16 protein-coding genes are annotated in these 16,958 nt (G+C 46.7%); 4 read left to right on the forward strand and 12 right to left on the reverse strand.

Going from position 1 to position 16,958, the window contains the following annotated elements:
• Window positions 1–189: 189 nt before the first annotated feature.
• Complete coding sequence (locus HPY27_RS22365; RefSeq protein WP_017250628.1) at window positions 190–675, forward strand: LPXTG cell wall anchor domain-containing protein; 486 nt, start codon at window positions 190–192, stop codon at window positions 673–675.
• 63 nt (window positions 676–738) lie between these two features.
• Here the strand turns inward: HPY27_RS22365 and HPY27_RS22370 are convergent, their stop codons facing one another.
• The 6 genes from HPY27_RS22370 to trxA all read right to left on the reverse strand — a co-directional run bounded on the left by HPY27_RS22370 (window position 739) and on the right by trxA (window position 6,538).
• Window positions 739–1,521: a LytR/AlgR family response regulator transcription factor gene (locus HPY27_RS22370; protein WP_174225991.1), complete on the reverse strand. Its 783-nt coding sequence runs from the start codon at window positions 1,519–1,521 to the stop codon at window positions 739–741.
• Complete coding sequence (locus HPY27_RS22375; protein ID WP_017250630.1) at window positions 1,496–3,223, reverse strand: sensor histidine kinase; 1,728 nt, start codon at window positions 3,221–3,223, stop codon at window positions 1,496–1,498. The genes HPY27_RS22370 and HPY27_RS22375 overlap by 26 nt, the downstream gene beginning before the upstream one ends.
• 160 nt (window positions 3,224–3,383) lie before the next feature.
• Window positions 3,384–4,211 carry a GNAT family N-acetyltransferase gene (locus tag HPY27_RS22380; protein WP_173623776.1) on the reverse strand — a complete coding sequence of 276 codons (828 nt, stop codon included), beginning with the start codon at window positions 4,209–4,211 and terminating at the stop codon, window positions 3,384–3,386.
• Window positions 4,212–4,253: 42 nt separating this feature from the next.
• The gene (locus HPY27_RS22385) at window positions 4,254–4,808 is read right to left on the reverse strand and encodes a sigma-70 family RNA polymerase sigma factor (protein WP_371736778.1); all 555 of its coding nucleotides are present in this window, start codon (window positions 4,806–4,808) and stop codon (window positions 4,254–4,256) included.
• Window positions 4,809–4,903: 95 nt separating this feature from the next.
• On the reverse strand, window positions 4,904–5,995 hold the full coding sequence (gene hppD / locus HPY27_RS22390; protein WP_017250633.1) for a 4-hydroxyphenylpyruvate dioxygenase: 1,092 nt from the start codon (window positions 5,993–5,995) through the stop codon (window positions 4,904–4,906).
• Window positions 5,996–6,220: 225 nt separating this feature from the next.
• Entirely contained in the window at window positions 6,221–6,538 is a 318-nt protein-coding gene (trxA, locus tag HPY27_RS22395; protein WP_174225992.1) for a thioredoxin, read from the reverse strand.
• Between the two features lie 290 nt (window positions 6,539–6,828).
• Here trxA and HPY27_RS22400 point away from each other — a divergent pair, with 290 nt between their 5' ends.
• Window positions 6,829–7,245, forward strand: a complete 417-nt coding sequence (locus HPY27_RS22400) for an RrF2 family transcriptional regulator (RefSeq protein WP_174225993.1) — start codon at window positions 6,829–6,831, stop codon at window positions 7,243–7,245.
• Window positions 7,246–7,334: 89 nt separating this feature from the next.
• Window positions 7,335–8,015, forward strand: a complete 681-nt coding sequence (locus tag HPY27_RS22405; RefSeq protein ID WP_174226012.1) for a class I SAM-dependent methyltransferase — start codon at window positions 7,335–7,337, stop codon at window positions 8,013–8,015.
• Window positions 8,016–8,066: 51 nt separating this feature from the next.
• On the opposite strand, the gene HPY27_RS22410 is transcribed toward HPY27_RS22405, so the two are convergent.
• From HPY27_RS22410 to HPY27_RS22435, 6 genes are all read right to left on the reverse strand, one after another.
• On the reverse strand, window positions 8,067–9,332 hold the full coding sequence (locus tag HPY27_RS22410) for a hypothetical protein (protein WP_174225994.1): 1,266 nt from the start codon (window positions 9,330–9,332) through the stop codon (window positions 8,067–8,069).
• 169 nt (window positions 9,333–9,501) lie between these two features.
• Window positions 9,502–10,689: a hypothetical protein gene (locus tag HPY27_RS22415; protein ID WP_017250639.1), complete on the reverse strand. Its 1,188-nt coding sequence runs from the start codon at window positions 10,687–10,689 to the stop codon at window positions 9,502–9,504.
• 28 nt (window positions 10,690–10,717) lie between these two features.
• Window positions 10,718–11,251 (reverse strand): hypothetical protein, encoded by a 534-nt coding sequence (locus HPY27_RS22420; RefSeq protein ID WP_173623779.1) that lies wholly within the window; start codon window positions 11,249–11,251, stop codon window positions 10,718–10,720.
• Window positions 11,252–11,266: 15 nt separating this feature from the next.
• Window positions 11,267–12,709, reverse strand: a complete 1,443-nt coding sequence (locus HPY27_RS22425; protein ID WP_174225995.1) for a sensor histidine kinase — start codon at window positions 12,707–12,709, stop codon at window positions 11,267–11,269.
• Window position 12,710: 1 nt separating this feature from the next.
• A complete protein-coding gene (locus HPY27_RS22430; RefSeq protein WP_174225996.1) occupies window positions 12,711–13,370 on the reverse strand; it encodes a response regulator transcription factor in 660 nt (219 codons plus the stop codon).
• Window positions 13,371–13,527: 157 nt separating this feature from the next.
• Window positions 13,528–14,946, reverse strand: coding sequence for a hypothetical protein (locus HPY27_RS22435; protein ID WP_017250643.1), 1,419 nt, complete (start codon window positions 14,944–14,946; stop codon window positions 13,528–13,530).
• Window positions 14,947–15,079: 133 nt separating this feature from the next.
• Between HPY27_RS22435 and HPY27_RS22440 the strand changes: the two genes are divergently transcribed.
• A complete protein-coding gene (locus HPY27_RS22440; protein ID WP_174225997.1) occupies window positions 15,080–16,753 on the forward strand; it encodes a M14 family metallopeptidase in 1,674 nt (557 codons plus the stop codon).
• Window positions 16,754–16,958: the final 205 nt, after the last annotated feature.

The following is a 16,958-nucleotide window of genomic DNA, read 5'->3' on the forward strand; positions in this document are numbered from 1 at the left end:
CGAGATCCCAACATAAAAAATGGCTGAACCGTACAAAAACAAGCACAAGCTGCACCATCCTCGTTTGAGTGTAAGCGCGTTCAATTTTGGGACGTAGAAAGTCTCCGCCCCGAGTCTGATCCAAACTCCTCCACAATATGTTAAAGTTATACATAAATTGGTATGGAAATCAAAAAGGAGAATACGCACATGCGACGAATCGGGGGTTACATCATTATCGGAATCGGAGCGATTTTTGTTCTGGCAACCTACCTGAACATTCCGCTCGCGATAGATTTGCTATGGCCAGTCTTTCTTCTCATTCCAGCAATCGGGTTTCATATTTTCTTCTTTATGAATCCGCAGCCAAATCGAGCTGGATTACTTGTACCAGGAGGGATCTTGCTCGTCTACGCTCCGCTCTTCTTTTTCAGTCAGCTATTTTTTGGCGGTGATATGAGCACGACGTGGCCCTTTTTTCTCATTGGTCCTGCCGTTGGGCTTACCGAGCTGTACATATTCGGCAATCGCAAACCCGCTCTCTTGATCCCTATTGGTATCCTCACCGTCATTGCCATCGTGTTTTTGATCGCGAATCTGGCGTCCACCCAAGTAGGCGGCATCCTTGGCTTGCTCCTGATCGTATTGGGCGGAATTATGGTGACGCGTAAGAAAAACGATCACTATCCCATGTAAGCAGTCGAAAAAAACAGACCAATCCTCCCCTCCCAAACGGGACGCAGGATTGGTCTGTTTCCTTTAAAACCCCAGTCGTTTCTTCAATTCCTTCACGACATTGCGGCTAACAGGCACTTCTGTTTTGCGATGATCTTCCATGACTAGATGAATCGAGCCTTTGAACCAAGGAACGAGCTCTGCCGTTTTGGATAAATTGACAATAAAAGCGCGATGCGTCCGAAAAAACTGCTGGCGTGACAGCCTGCTCTCCAGCTCCTGCAGCGTAAACGTGGTCGCATATTGCTCACCAGCTGTATAAATGCTCGCATACCTTCCTTCCAAGGTGGCATAGACGATTTCGTTTGGATCAATCAGCATGATCTTTCCGTTTTTTTCCACCGGGACTCGATGCGGCTGAGTATCGACCAGCACATTTTGCAGAAGAGACTGTAGCCTTTCCTCCAACAGTGGTGACGCGTCCAATGCAGGCTCACTTTTCCGTCTCATTTTTCGTACCCGATTCATCGTCTTTTCCAGACGCATTTCGCTGAACGGCTTGACAATATAATCAACGGCTTCCGCCTCAAATGCTCGAACCGCATGAAATTCATACGCACTTGCAAAGATGATGACAGGTGGATTGACCATGGATTCCAGAAGCTCCTGCCCCACATCGACGCCATCCCTGTCCTGCAAATGGATGTCCAAAAAAACCGCATCCGGCTCAGTCTGAAGAACCGCTTCCAACGCCTCTTCTCCGCTGCCCGCCTCTCCTACTACGGACACTTCCGAGAACTGCTCCAGCAAATACCGCAGTTCTTCTCTGGCTGGCGTCTCATCATCGACGATGAACACTTTGAGCACTGACGTTCACCCCTATCGGTAATTGTATGGTGCATGTTGTGCCGCTCCCGCTTTTGCTCTCGATCACGATTCCATACGGTTCTCCGTAGATCGACTGGAGACGGCTTTTTACATTGGCAAGACCGATCCCAGATAATTGCCGCCCTGCACTCTTCTCAGCTAGAGCTGGCTTGAATGGGTCCACTTCCATTCCGACTCCATTATCTGCCACTGTCAGTTCGACGATTTGCTTTTCTTTGCGCCGTGCACGAATCACTACGGTTCCCCCTTCGCGCTTGGGCAACAGCCCGTGCTTGACCGCATTTTCTACCAGGGGCTGCAAAATCAGTCCTGGTACGGTAAACCGCTCTACGCCATCCTCGATGTCGTACTCTACATGGAGCTTGTCTCCGAACCTCGCACGTTCGATGGCCAGATACGCTTCGATATGCTCTAACTCACGCGCCAGACTGACATATCCGCCAGAGTCATGCAAATTTCGCCGGAAGTACTCCCCCAAATGAATCAACAGTTCGCGCGCCTGTTCGGGACGGAAGCGAATAAATGAAACGATCGTATTGAGCGCATTGAACAAGAAATGCGGATTGATCTGCGCATGCAAGGCTCTGATTTCTGCATCTGCCAACAGGCGGGACTGCTTCTCCAGCTCAGCCAGTTCGAGCTGACTCGATATCAGGTTCCCCAATCCGCGTACGAGTTCCAAGTCCACTGCTGACAATTTGCGTGAGCGATCCTGATACAGCTTGAGTACACCCGCCACTTCACGTCTTCGCATCAGGGGGACAAGGATCGCATAGCGCAAGGAACAATTCGTCTCCCTGCACCCAATCTCTTCCTTCGTCTGCGCAATTTTCACTTCTTTGGTCGATAAAACTTCACGGGTCGCTTTGGTCGTTATGCCTTCTCCCACTACGTGATGGGACGAGCCTGCGCCAACATGCGCAAGCACAGAGCGGGTATCGGTAATCGCTACCGCTGCTACACGCGTCGTGCGCAATATTTCCTCCGCTACCTTTTGAGCCGAATCGTACGTCAGTCCTTGACGCAAGTAAGACAGCGTTTTGTCCGCTACTTGCAGCGTTCGCTGGGCTTGGAGCGCGCCAATCCGATCTTCTTCCTTTTTGGCCAAATCAATAATAATGATCAAAATAGCAATCCCGACTGAGTTGACGACAGACATCGGCACACTAATGGCCTGCACCAATGCCAAAGCGTCAGCGTAAGGACGTGCGATGAGCAAAACAATTCCCATTTGCAGCCACTCCGCCAAGAAACCAACAACGAGTGCTGTCGTCCACCCGATTTTTTTGCTGCGGTTACGGCGGAACTGATAGATTAATCCCGCAAACAAGCCCTCGCTTATCGTCGAGATGGCACATGCCAAGTCCGTAAAGCCCCCCAAAGAATAGCGATGTATCCCGGCAATCAGCCCCGTCATTAGCCCTACCCAAGGACCAGCCAGCAAGCCTGCCACAACGGTCCCGATCACACGTGAATTCGCAATCGCATCCTGATACCAGATGCCATTGTATGTACCCAGTATGGAAATAGCGGAAAAAATGACGACCATTAGTGCTTTTTCTCGCCATGTCGCTTGCTGGTTCAATATGCTGCGGAATGCACGTACACGTGTAAACAGCAAGGCCACCACGATCAAAACAGCCGTCCGCTCCGTCAATGGAACCATTAATGCCATATTCATTGGTTGATCCCTCTCAATCGCTGCCCGATGATTCCTGTTCGTTTCTATAACTAATCAAAATATTCACTTATCACATCGTATTTCCCTTTAGATTCTCCTCCTTTCCTAGCAAAAAAGGTTGCCGAAGTGATTTCGACAACCCATAGATACGCGTATCGTTTTAATATTCGAACTCCAGTATTTTACACTTTTCCTTAGGCTCAAATCCTAGCTTTGTCCCCAGACGTACCGATTCCTCGTTGGTTTCCAGAGTGGTCCAGTGCGGTGTCAGTCCATGTTCCATGCAATGCTCTAGGTACGCCGCGCAAGCAAGCGTAGCAAAGCCTTTGTTCATGTCGACTTCCTCGTACGTTTCCACGCTAATTTCATGGTCACGCTCATGGACACAGCAAGACAGGCAAGCACTCACAATCGTATTTCCTTTACATACGCAGAATCCTACACCCCACTGCAAAAAATCATCCACCGAATGATAGAATTCTTCTACAACCTCTATCAAGATGTTGTCAGGGTCGTTTTCAATGACACCCGCGTCAATTTTTTTCAAACTGTATCCTTCAGGAAGAGGACGGTAGCTGATCTTTCGCGCTTGGAATTGCTCGGGATTGAACTGGTAGTAATACTCCCAATCCGTTTCTATCTCTCGATGCGAGATCGCTTTGGTCACTGCCTCCTCCCACGCTTCATCAGGCACAACTGCCAGAAAATGAGTGCCCCCGCACGATTCAGTCGTATATCTGCGCAATTCTCCCTCAATAAAGGTACCCAGATCCACTGTGAACGCTTCATTGGCAGCATCCCCTACGAAGATACTGATCACGCCGGTTTGATCGACCAATGCTGTCCGGGGCTGCTCCACATCATCTACGTAAATCGCTCCTCGATTTGTCCCATTGATAATCGCATGGATGGTCAAATCGTTTACGTTATCAGGTGATAGCAACGTCTTGATTTTTGCATAATCCTTTGGTTCCAATCGACGAATCATCGCAATTTCTGCCCTTTCTCTCTTTTTTGGTCATCTGTGTACTTATGCGGCTAATAGCGGAGCGAAGTCATCCAGACTCAGCTTCCGCACGAAAGTCGGGTCATCGTCCACGTTCCTTTCCTGGGAGGATTCCAGCTCTTCTGCAAGCAGCACACGAGCCCGGTGCAGCCGGGATTTCACTGTGCCTTCTGGGACACCTACTCGCAAGGCGACTTGCTTGATCGGCAAATCCTCGTAATAGTGAAGCCAAACAACGATGCGCAGCTCATGCTCCAGCTTCCATACTGCCTCTGTTAGTTCAATAGCTTCGTAGGAAGCCTGTATCGATTTTTCCTCTATTTGTAGCGGAGACAGCTCTACGGTTGGACTTCGTTTCTTTTTTCGCTGCCATTGTCTGCATTCGTTTATGAGAATTTGGATCATCCATGTTTTAAAATAAGCAGGCTCTCGCAGCGTTCGGATGGCTCTGAATGCTTTCATCACCGTATCCTGCACCACATCGGCACAATCCTCATCCCGCCCGACATAGGTTCGTGCCACACCATACAATATTTGGTTCCTACTAGTATAGATGATAGAGGCGGTCATATGGTTCATGAGATTTTATTTTTTCTGCTTCGCAAATAGAAAAAGACCATCCCTTTAGCTTTTTCAGCTTGAGATGGTCTTGTCATGCTCGTTATATCAATAAATTACAGGTTACCTCTGCGCTCCTGTTCGCGCTCCAGCGCCTCGAACAGTGCCTTGAAGTTGCCATTCCCGAAGCCGCGTGCTCCTTTGCGCTGGATAATCTCGATGAACAACGTCGGACGGTCTACAATCGGCTTGCTGAACAGCTGCAAGAGATAACCTTCGTCGTCTCTATCGACCAAGACACCCAGCTTTCTCAGCGCCTCGATATCTTCATCAATTTCCCCAACACGCTCTTTCAAATCTTCGTAGTACGCATCTGGCACCATGAGGAAATCCACACCGTTATCACGCAGTTTCGATACAGTGTCGATGATATCGTTGGTCAGGATGGCAATATGCTGAACGCCTGGCCCTTTGTAGAACTCCAAAAACTCCTGAATCTGCGACTTGCGGCGTCCTTCTGCTGGCTCATTGATCGGGAACTTGATGCGTCCCGTTCCACTTTGCATCACTTTGGACATGAGCGCAGAATACTCCGTCGAGATGTCGTCCTCACTGAAATTTTGTACGGCTGTAAAGCCCATGACCTTTTGGTAATATTCCACCCACTCATCCATGACCTCAACATTACCAACGATGTGGTCGATGCCGATGATACCTGTACCCTCACCTTTGACTTGTGATTGGTAAGCTTTAAAGCCTGGGAAGAATGGTCCGTTGTAATTTTTCCGTTCGATAAAGGAGTGAATGTTTTCGCCGTACGTACCGATAATCGCTTTTTTGACCGTCCCGAATTCATCGGTATACTCAGTCGGTTCCATGATCGGAATGGCTCCGCGAGAAACGGCCTCCCGGTAAGCCTGCTCACAATCCTCTACACGCAGGGCAACGTCTTTGACTCCGTCCCCATGCTTTTTCACAAATTCCGCGATCGGGCTGTCAGGCGTAAGCGCACCACTGATCACGAACGTCATATGCTTCTGCTTCAAGACGTAGGAAACCTTTTCCCGAGAACCTGTCTCCAAGCCTGCATAGGCTACTGCTTCAAATCCAAACGCATTTGTGAAATAGTGCATCGCTTGCTTGGCGTTCCCTGTATAAAACTCCAGGTAGTCCCAGTCCTGAATCGGGAAAAAATCGGTATTGCTCATTGCCTACCCCTCCGCTTTCTTTTTCAATTATTGACATTATTTTGTTAATTGGGATTATTTTGTCGTTATCTTGAGAGTACATTGGAAGCGCTTCCTCGTGCAAGAGCACGGAACAACGCGAAAACGCTCAAACGCTTTCATTTATTAAAGTACGCATGCGAGTAACAACTGGATACCAAAAAGCCACCGATCAAGTTGACCGATGGCTTTCGCTGCGTTTTCCTATTACCTATGTTTGAAAACAAATTGTTTCAGTTCCGGTAGAGGCGCCGCTCCTACGACTTTGTCGATCAATTCCCCGTTTTTTAGCAAGATGGTCGTTGGCAAACTCATTATGCCATACTGATTAGCGATCTCCGTTTGTTCATCGACATTGACCTTTAGGACTCTCACTTCGCTGCTATGCTCCCCATCAAACGATTCGAGTATCGGCCCAAAAAAGCGGCATGGCCCGCACCAAGGTGCCCAAAAATTGACGAGCGTATAGCCTTCGCTTTTTACATCATGTTGAAAGGTAGTGTCTGTCGTGTGGCAAATGCTCATTTGTACTTTCCTCCCCTTTTTATGTTGAACAGTTTTTCGAAACGACCATTACAGACCCGTAATATCCTCAATAGAGACAAAAAAATAACTCGCTGTACTTGGATCATTTCAAACAACTTATTTACAGACTTATCGTACCCATAATATCCTTTAAAGATTTTTTGTGTCAAGTTGCACCTTCCTAAAATGGGCATCGAAAGTGCAGATGATAGCACGAATCACTCTTCCCCTTGCTCATGCTTCCGATTCACTTTATGATGGATGTATTAAGTCCATGATTGAGGTGTCTTATGAAGTATTCACAGGCAACAGACTATGCCCTCCATGCGATGCTCTATCTGGTGGCAGAAACGCCTGATAAACCCGTTAGTGTCCAGCTTTTGGCAGAGAAGCTAGGCGTTTCACAAACGTACCTATCCAAAATGCTGACGAAACTGGTTAAGGCTGGGTTGATCCACTCGGTCTCTGGCGCAAATGGCGGATACAAGCTCAAACGCAACCAGGATGATATATCGTTTCTGGATGTTATCCAAGCCATTGAAGGGACAACCTCCTTATTTGAATGCAGCTTCCATCATGATAGTGCCTGTCTGATTCAACAGGTTGTGGCAGACGCTGAGCAGCAAATGATGCAGACGCTGAAGAGTAAAAAAATTGCTGACTTGGTCTCACATATCCCCAAACAACCTCATGAGCGTTTGACGTAAAACAACTTCCCTGAAAAGCTCCGGCCGCCTAGACCGGAGTTTTTCTTCATAATGGTATCGTTCATTCAATGAGAAAGGCGTGAACAATGATGAGCCAATGGACGGAACAAGCCGCCAAGCAATGGGATCAATTTGCAGAAGACTGGCGAAAACGAAGTGAGCACATGTGGGAAAAAGGCAGCCGCAGCACCATCCTCCCCTTTTTTATGAAGCATGTACCTGTCGGATCGGGACCTGTTCTCGATGCAGGCTGTGGTGACGGCTATGCGAGTTGCAAGCTTGCAGAGCATGGCTATCAGGTGGAGGGCATCGACATTGCCGGGGAAATGATTCGTCTCGCTCATGACCGGGTCATTTCCTTCCCAGGCTCTGTTCATTTTCAGACAGGAGACATCAGTGAGCTTCCTTTTGCCAATGATTCATTCGCCGGTGTGCTCTCGATTAACGTAGTGGAATTCACCCCATCTCCGCTCCAGGCACTCAAGGAGCTTCACCGCGTGCTCGCTCCCGGAGGAATTCTCGTCTTGGGTATCCTCGGTCCTACAGCTGGCCCACGAGCTCATAGCTATCGCAGACTCTATGAAGAGGCAACCATCCAAAATACGATGATGCCTTGGGAAGCCAAGCAGTTGGCGAGCGAAAATGGCTTCACACTGTTGGGTGAAGAACCGGTATACAAAGATGGAATTACGCCAGATATCGCAGGTCGCTTAAGCGTAGAGCTGCGGGAGGCTGTCAGCTTTTTGACCTTGTTTGCTTTGCGGAAATAAAAAAAGAGCCGCATACGCGACTCCTACTTGATCATTTTAGTGATGCTCCCATTAGTGCTTATATTCAATGACATCTTCGACTGTGCCTGTTCCATTCTCCAAATTGACGTCGGTAAAGTGCACCTTATATTTCGCCGACGGATTTCCATTTGGATACCAGTATACGTCAATGAATTGCAATACATCGTCCACTGTCACACCCGTAGCGGAAATTTTATAAGCACTTTCCGATGGGGTAAAATTCTTCGCTTTCATAGCCTCTTTTGCTTTTTCGATAAAAGGGGCTGCTTTTTCTTGCGGAAGAGGTCCCATAACGACACCAAGCTCATTGATCACTTTTGCATTTTGCACTGTCGCTGTCCCTTTCTCGACATCGACATCGATAAAGTTGACAACATAGCCTTTCGATTGCTCTTTATCTCTCCATAGAACCATTAAGGTTTTGTCTTTCTTGCTCCCGAAATGCATCACTTCATATCCATTTTTTGGCAGCTCAATCTTCTCTGCTTTCAAAGCCTCTTTTGCTTTTGTAATAAACGGAGCAGCCTGTTGATCTGTCAATTTCCAGGAATCCTTTTTTTGTTGCTTGGCCTCCTTTTCATCCTCCTCTTCCAAAGCAATGAGCTCATCGTAATTGTCTACATAGACATCATCGATATTCCCCGTCCCTTTCTCCAAATCGACATCTGCAAATCGCACGGAGTAATACTTTCCTCCCTTTTGCCCCGCCTCAGGACGCCAGGTAATTTGAACACTTTCCAGCACATCGTCATAAGTACGGCTGCTGCTTGACATCTTGTACCCCCTCGCTGGCAGAGCTATATTTTTTGCTTTCAAAGCCTCTTTTGCTTGTTCAATAAACGGAGCAGCATGTTTTTCTGTCAGCTCCTCTTCGAAGGAACCTGGACGATTAATGACATTTACCGTTTTGAGAGTCGCTGTTCCTTTCTCTACATCGATACCCTCAAATTCGGCGACATACGCCTTGTCCTTCACGTTGGTTTCAGATCGCCATACGACAGTCAAGGTATTGTCCTTTTTGCTACCATAATTCCGAGCCTTGTAACCACTTTCTGGGAGAGAAATGTTTTTCGCTTGAAATGCTTCTTTTGCTTTTGCAAGAAACGGAGCCGCCTGTTGATCTGTCAATTTCAAGAGATCAAATTCCTCCTCTGTTGCCTCGGCTGCAACGTTATCCTTCGTATCGTTGAGTGCGGCGCTGGCAGCTACAGGGGAGAACATGGCTGTCACTGTCAATGCGCTCATAACAGAGCGATTTAACCATGCAGCCGTTTTTTTCGTTTTGGACTTTTTCATCGTACTACCTCCAAGGTTTTTACTTTGGATCGAGTGTTTCTACTCGTCATCCATAGAATAGCTGCTGATTGTCATGGTTTAATCGGGAGGTTGTCAAGGTTTTGTCAAAACAAAAGAGCCGCTATACGCGACTCCCCATGTTCTTCGTCCACATGCTAGGAGGAGCTTGTTACGAAGGATCTTTTCTCCTAACTTCAAGGTGCATTAATTCACCTATTCCTTTGTCCAAATCAACGTCATCAAACGAAGCAATATAAACCCTATCCTTTATAGAAGCATGATCAGTCCCTTCAGCAACGCCGTCGGGATACCAGCGTATATCCACCTCTGGTGGTCGTTTCGGTTGATCATCGTAGTACGAAATCGTGCTGCTAATCCAATAGCCACTTTCAGGAAGTTTTACCTGCTTCGCTTGAAAAGCGTCTTTTGCCATCTGGATATAAGGGGCTACCTGTGATGGTGTCAGTTTTACACGCCTGATAATCGGCTCTGGTGCTTTTTCTTGCACGATTCTCGTTTCTTCTTCGTCTGTTTCTACGTTCTCAACTGTACCTGTTCCTTTTTTTAAATCAACATCTGAAAATTGCACGTAATAAAGCTTGTCATGAACAGCTTGATAAACATTATTGCTTCTCGTATATATTGGGTACCAGTAAAGATCGACAAGCGCTATCGTCTCTTTCTCCGTAATGGGCTTTATGAGCAAGCATCCTGCCAGATCGTAGCCACTTTGCGGAATTTTGATATTCTTGTCTTTCCAAACTTTTTTTGCTTGGTCAATATATGGGGCGAACATCGTATTTGGTTTGAACGATGCGATGTCCCTGCGTATACAAATCTCGATCTCTTTAATTGTGCCTGTCCCTTTTTTAAAATCCACATCAGTCAAATTGACAAAATAGCTTTCCTGAAGTCCTTTGAAAGGTCGTTCGGCTCCTGCCTTTACTTTTGGATGCCACCATATCTCAGCGGTCGTTGTTTCCTCGCTTATGTCACCGAAAATATCAAGCTCGTAATTATTATCAGGTAGGTCGATATGATTGGCGATAAATGCATCAGTTGCCAACTTGACGAAGGGCTCTCGCTGTTCTTTACTAAAGTCATTAAGACTTAAACTCACTGAACTTTCTTTGGGTTTCGGATTATCGTTTTTCTTCTTTTCCTGCTGCTCTTCATCCTCTTTCGGTTGAAAAGCGCTTGACGCTGTTGTTTCCGTTTGGATAACATCTTTGTTTTTATTGATTTCAGCCAAGCCAAATGTCGTCGGGGAGTAGCTCAAAGCGAGGGCTAACACGCTCAACACTCCAATACTTAGCCATAATCCCATCTTTATTTTTGTTTGTGTCAGTTTTTCCACAATTCTATCTCCTTACACTCTCTGCTTCTTATTCTACGTTTTCGCCATACCAATTAGATTCACCGTAATTCCAAACTACCCCAAGTTCAACCATTTTCCCTACGCCTTTGTCCACATCAGCGTTGTAAAACAATGCGTAGTAAACCTTTTCCTTGATCTTAGTCTCTTGGCCAAAAACAACGCCATTGGGATACCAGGATATTTCAACATCATTTCTACCTTTCGTCACAGTGCTGCTGATCCAATAACCAGTTTCAGGGGGGGCCATGCCTTGCGCTACGAACGCTTCTCTTGCTATCCGAATAAAGGGAGCCGCCTGTTCCTTTGTCAACGGATCAAAGAAGTTTTTATTCTTCTCATCATTTTGCTTCAGAGTGGTTTCTTCGTTTTCCACGTTTGCTGGTGGAGAAGCTTCCGTTATGATGACATCCTTTTTGCTATCCAGAACAGCCGGGCCGAAAGCAGCCGGAGAAAAGAAGGCCGCCACACCTAGTATGCCGATAACAACAAGACTAAGCATGAAGCCATGGGACTTTATCTTTATTTTCTTGAAATTCCGCAATAGATGCCTCCACCGTTACGTCGAAGTTTGTACTGGAACCTTTGTGTAAACCGATGTTCCCCCGTTTAATCGGCTTTTCATATAAATACTTCCATGGTGTGCCGTGGCAATCGCTTTGCACAGAGACAGCCCTAAACCGTGTCCGTTCTTTTTTCGATCCCTCGAACTATCCAGCATAAAAAATGGTTGAAATACATTCGCCAAATGCTCTTCCGGCACCCCACAACCTTGGTCTTCCACGCAAAAAACAACAAAAGAGTCTTCTGCATAAACAGCAAGTCTTATGACTGTATCGTTTTCAGACGCTTTGGAAGCATTTTCCACCAAATTGCTTAACAACACCAAATAAAGCTCCGGATCGACAGTTACGGTAGAGACAGAATACGCTACTTCCAGCGTTTGCCCCCTTCTGTCCAACGTAAACTGGGAAATGATTTTCAACTGCTGTATGAGGGAAGAAACATCGACTTGCCGTTTGTTGGGTGGCTCCCCATTTCCAAGGCGAAAAAGCTCCAACAGCTTTTTGGACATACCGTCAAGCCGCTTGCTTTCCGCTTGAATGAAACGCAGAGCCTGCTCGACGTCTTTTTCTTCCAGGTCATAATTCTGAAGCAAGCTGGCATAGCCCATGATGGATGTAAGCGGCGTTTTGAATTCATGGGCCAGACTTACGATAAATGCCTCTCTTTCCGTTACACCCCTCTGCAGAAGCTCCATGTTGGATTGGATCGCCTCCGCCATATAATTGAAGTCAACCGCGAGCTGGCCAATCTCATCGGCATGCTGAACCGTTATGCGATGCTGATAGCTTCCTTTTGCAATCCCTTGAGCCTGTTGGCTTAACATGCCGAGTGGACGCAAGGCTTGTCTGATCAGGACAAACAAGCCAACCGCAAAGACCGTCAAACCAACCAATACCCAAGAAGAGATCTGTAAGGAGAGTGACTTCTGGTCATCGATCAGACTCGTTATGTCATGGGCGTAATCCAATCGAAGCAGTTGGTCATCCATTTCCATCCAGCTGGAAACAAACAGTACGGTGCGCGCATCTATGTTTCGAATCACATAGCTTCTTCTCCCATCTTTGGGTGGGACAAGACTCATTACCTTCTCTTCTTCATTCGATATACTGCTAAAATGCTTTTCACCAGATTCACCCGTTATGGCAAGATGGCTTCTCTGATCAGTAAAATACTGACCATAATTTTGAAAAGATTTCGTTAAAATGTCTTTCAGCAACGTCGGATAGTAATCATCAATCGTACTTTCATACATTTTCAGTGAGTTCCCGATCATGCTATGGTTCTCAAGAGAACTGCTGATTTCCCTTTGAAGATTGTACTCAATGGAAACCTCGATGATCCGGTAGGAAACAAAGACGATGACCACTGTCACCAATCCAAACACCATGAGATAGATTCGCATCCACAGAGGCGTTTTCTTCATCCTCTCACGCATCTTACAACTCCATTCGATAACCAATTTTGTGCACAGTATGAATATGATCGGACAAACCTAGTTTTGTTCGCAGATTCAAGACATGTGTATCAATTGTTCGGGTGCTGCCATAAAAGTCATAACCCCAGACCTGATTCAGTAAACTTTCACGAGAAAAAGCAATATTCGGATTATGCACCAAAAACTCAAGCAACTCATATTCCTTCGGGGTTAACGTGACGAGCTGATTATTTTTGTACACTTTGCGGCTATGGTAATCCACTGTCACATCGCCTACGGTCAATGTTTCCAATACAACCTGATGACTTCTTCTCAGAGCGACTTCCACTCGTGCCAACAACTCCAGCAAATCAAAAGGTTTTGTAATATAATCCTCAGCACCAAGACGCAAACCTTGTACTTTGTCCATAACACTTGTCTTGGCTGTAACAAAAATGACCGGGATATTCTTTTTCTTAAAGGATTCCAACAGTGAGAACCCGTCAACTCCAGGCAGCATGATGTCAAGGAGCGCCAAGTGATACTCCTTTTCTTCGAGTTCGTTCAACGCCGTGTTACCGTCGGATGAAACTTTACAGACATAGCCCGAGGCGCCTAATGTCATTTTGATTAGCTCGGATATGGATGGATCATCTTCAGCGATTAGGATAGAATATGCCATTTCCTTACACCTCCACCATCATTACACATTCCCGATGTTTTCTTGTCAACAAAATGTAAAAATACAGCTCCACACGTAAACAAAAAGACCCGTACGATCACTACTTTATAAAGTGATCGTACGGGTCACATTCAATATAGACTACCGCCTTTTTTACTTAACGGTACTGAATATTATTCAGTTGCATCCACATCAATTTACTATCAATCAACATCGCAAGCGTCATCTCATCCATTCCATGCAGTTGACGGTACAGACGTTGGGTTTCGACCAAGTCATTGTAGGTCAAGAACGGATAGTCTGGTCTGCCGAATGTCCCGTCCGGAAAATAAGCGTAATGCAAATCGCCATTCCCGAGAATCCACTGCGATCCGAGGTTTACGACACCGTAGAGCATGATGTCTGCTAAGTCTCTGTCCGTCTGGTCCCCGAATTGCAGGTAGCTTTTGTAGAGAAAATTGATTTCGGCCAACTGATGATTCAAAGAAACATGTGTCTGAATCATTGGATTCGTTGCTGTTGCGTAGTCAGAAACCAGCCACCCTTGCTGTACACCAGCGACGACAAAACGGTTCGTGGCTGCGTGATTGTGAAAGTAAGAAGCATATTTTTTCGCCGATTGGCAAAAGTCTGTTTCTTGGTACTGATCACAGCCCCGCAGCATCAGATCGGCCGCTCCTGTGTTGAATCTCGTATCGTAAAAGCCCTCTGGTATCCCGTAATCACCGCTTAACCACAAGGAGCGCGGCTGTGTCTTCCAGTATCCCTGAGGCTCCTGCTGCTTCAGGCTCGCTTTCAACATTACATAGCCCATATCCCGGGCAGCCTTGCTTCCACCTGTATATAAAAAGGAGCGAAGGACATAATTTTCAGGAATTCGCCAAAAGGAGGACTCCGAAGTCGGCTCGTACGTGGAAGGGCTTTGATAGTAATACCCATCGTACAGCCATTTTGCCTTTTCCGTAACGTCCAAGTTAAGCCAGACGCTGTCAATCGATTGTTCTCCCCAAGGAACGAGTGGATCTCTCGAATCGAGCGCCCACATTTCGCTGATAAAGCCAGCTTTCATCGGCAGCTTGATCACAAGCTCGACACCAGAAGACGTCTGTTTTACTTCAACTGGTAGCGCCAATGCCGGCTTTTCTTCAATCGTGGCTCTGCCTTTATCCACGTAGGTAATGGGCTTGCCTAACCAAATATACCTGCCCTCTGTCTCTACAAAACCAGAGGCAAGCGGAAGAGTCTGGACTTGATCAAGCGTGACGACCTTCCAATACGGTTTCTTCGACTCATCATAGGCTCGATAGCGGAACATCATGTTCTGACTGTTACCCTGAATCGGAATGGTGAAAACGTAGGGCATCATATTGCGCTGACCTGTCATTTTATGGGCCCAATACGTGACACCATCTGGGAATCGAAATTCTTGTTTTTGGTGAATCGCGCCATTCAGGTGGTTAACATTCTCCGATTCTGTTGGTTTTTTCCATTCGTTTGCAGAAATATGGCTCGGAAAGAAACTACTTACGGCGATGGCCGTCATCAAAAGGAGCATTCTGCTGATTTTTCTGACCATGTCATCCCCCTATTTTATTAAAGGAGAACCGAAAGTCCTACTTTAAAATGAATATTTCGTAGCGATTATTATTTTTATAATAATCTGATAAATTAATCATAGGTGTCTTATTTTATTTCTCAGGAGGGAATTTATGGACAAGAAAGTACGCTACGTTGTTTCTACAGCACTCGTAATATCTCTGTTCACCAGCCCCTCAATCATCCATGCCACCCAAGCTGAACCACAACCCCACATTCCTTATTACGGAATAGGGCCAACCTATGTACAGCCTGCACAGATTGAGAGCTTGTTCCCCAAGCCAACTATCCAGTTTGGGACACCCGGCTTCCAAGAAGGAAAAGAAGCTTTTACATCCCAGGAAGAAATGATGGCTTACATAAGCAAGTTAGCTACAGGCAACAAGGAAATCAAGCTGCTATCCATCGGTACATCATTGGAAGGTCGCGACATCCCCCTGCTGCTATTCAGCAAAGACCACAACAAGCTCAAACAAAACAAGGAGAAACCACTCATCTGGCTACAGGCACAAATCCACGGAAATGAACCCGCCTCTGGTGAATCTGCTCTCGTGATCGCCAAATGGCTGGCAGAAGGAAAGCTTGGCCCCGACCTCCTGGATCAAGTAAACGTCGCGATTGTTCCTCGCATCAACCCGGACGGCTCCTACCAGTTTAAACGCTACATCGCGACAGAGCTGGATGCCAACCGTGACTACATGAAGGTAGAATATCCAGAGGTGCAATCGGTTCACCAGGCGATCAATACCTATCAACCTGATGTGGTGCTTGACGCCCATGAATACGGCGTCTCTTCCAGCCAGCTTCGCGATGTAGGGGAAAAAGGCGCGATCTCTTCCTACGACGTTCTGATCTCTTCCGCGAAAAACTTGAATATCCCCGCCAACCTTCGTAAAATGTCAGACAACCTGCTCTTGGCTGACGTTCAAAAAGCACTCGACAAGGAGCAACTTTCTCATCACGCATACTATACGCTGGCAAAAGGCAAGGACGGAAAAGTGACCGCAACAGAAGGCAGCACAGAAACGAGAATCGGCCGCAATGCCTTGGGCTTGAAAAACACGTTGACGTTTTTGGTGGAAACACGCGGCATCGGCATTGGACGCGCCGATTTTGAGCGCCGTGTATACAGTCAGGCCGTGACTCACGCTGCTGTCATCCAATCAACAGCGGCCAACGCCAAAGCAATCAAGTCCTCCGTGACGCAGGCACGCGCAGAAATCACGGAAAAAGGCAAAAAAGCAAACGACAACGACAAACTCGTCATCCTGAGTGAGAATAAGCGAGTACCGGGTCAATCTCTCGAAGTGGTCGATCTAGCCACGGCAAAAAAAGTGTCTACCCGCATCGACTGGGTAAGCTCCACGGATGCCTATCCCGTACTCGAACGCGAGCGCCCCACTGCTTATCTTATGCCTCCTGGCTACCATGACGTTGCAGCCAAGCTGGAACTGCTCGGTGTTTCGGTAAGCAAGCTATCAAAAGAAACGACCATAGCGGTAGAAAGCTACACCATTTTGGAAAACAAGGTGAATCCGATATACGAGAATGGGCATTTCACCAACCAAGTGACTGCAAATGTGACAGAAACAACGAAAACCTTTCCTGCGGGTAGCTACGTGTTCAGCATGGCCCAGCCAAACGCCAACTTCATTGCTTTGGCCTTGGAACCGGAATCAGTAGACAGCTACGTCACGTTTAACTTCTTTCCCGTTGAAAAGGGCGATGAAGTCCCGGTATATCGCTATATGCTGGAGCAATCGCTACCCACCACACCAAAAAACTAAAGGAAAAAATCCCCTCTCTAAAGTTAGACTCCTGAGAGGGGATTTTTGTTACATGTATGGGCTTACTTTATTTCAAACACTTCTTGGGCAAGCCCTGCCAGCTTTTGCGTATTGTCGCTCACTTCGACCATTGTCGCAGAAAACGGAAGTGAAACAAAGTGAACAAATACCAAAAAGTCCGCATCGCTTGGATACGGACTCCTGA

Origin of the sequence: Brevibacillus sp. HB1.1 (assembly GCF_013332445.1) — a bacterium.
Classification (GTDB): Bacteria; Bacillota; Bacilli; order Brevibacillales; family Brevibacillaceae; genus Brevibacillus; species Brevibacillus porteri.

Bases quoted from the DNA above. Each gene is read 5' to 3' on its own strand.
- HPY27_RS22365 (WP_017250628.1), top strand. From the start codon at position 190: ATGCGACGAATCGGGGGTTACATCATTATCGGAATCGGAGCGATTTTT.
- HPY27_RS22375 (WP_017250630.1), bottom strand. From the start codon at position 3,223: ATGAATATGGCATTAATGGTTCCATTGACGGAGCGGACGGCTGTTTTG.
- HPY27_RS22380 (WP_173623776.1), bottom strand. From the start codon at position 4,211: ATGATTCGTCGATTGGAACCAAAGGATTATGCAAAAATCAAGACGTTG.
- HPY27_RS22385 (WP_371736778.1), bottom strand. From the start codon at position 4,808: ATGAACCATATGACCGCCTCTATCATCTATACTAGTAGGAACCAAATA.
- hppD (WP_017250633.1), bottom strand. From the start codon at position 5,995: ATGAGCAATACCGATTTTTTCCCGATTCAGGACTGGGACTACCTGGAG.
- trxA (WP_174225992.1), bottom strand. From the start codon at position 6,538: ATGAGCATTTGCCACACGACAGACACTACCTTTCAACATGATGTAAAA.
- HPY27_RS22400 (WP_174225993.1), top strand. From the start codon at position 6,829: ATGAAGTATTCACAGGCAACAGACTATGCCCTCCATGCGATGCTCTAT.
- HPY27_RS22405 (WP_174226012.1), top strand. From the start codon at position 7,335: ATGAGCCAATGGACGGAACAAGCCGCCAAGCAATGGGATCAATTTGCA.
- HPY27_RS22410 (WP_174225994.1), bottom strand. From the start codon at position 9,332: ATGAAAAAGTCCAAAACGAAAAAAACGGCTGCATGGTTAAATCGCTCT.
- HPY27_RS22425 (WP_174225995.1), bottom strand. From the start codon at position 12,709: ATGCGTGAGAGGATGAAGAAAACGCCTCTGTGGATGCGAATCTATCTC.
- HPY27_RS22430 (WP_174225996.1), bottom strand. From the start codon at position 13,370: ATGGCATATTCTATCCTAATCGCTGAAGATGATCCATCCATATCCGAG.
- HPY27_RS22435 (WP_017250643.1), bottom strand. From the start codon at position 14,946: ATGGTCAGAAAAATCAGCAGAATGCTCCTTTTGATGACGGCCATCGCC.
- HPY27_RS22440 (WP_174225997.1), top strand. From the start codon at position 15,080: ATGGACAAGAAAGTACGCTACGTTGTTTCTACAGCACTCGTAATATCT.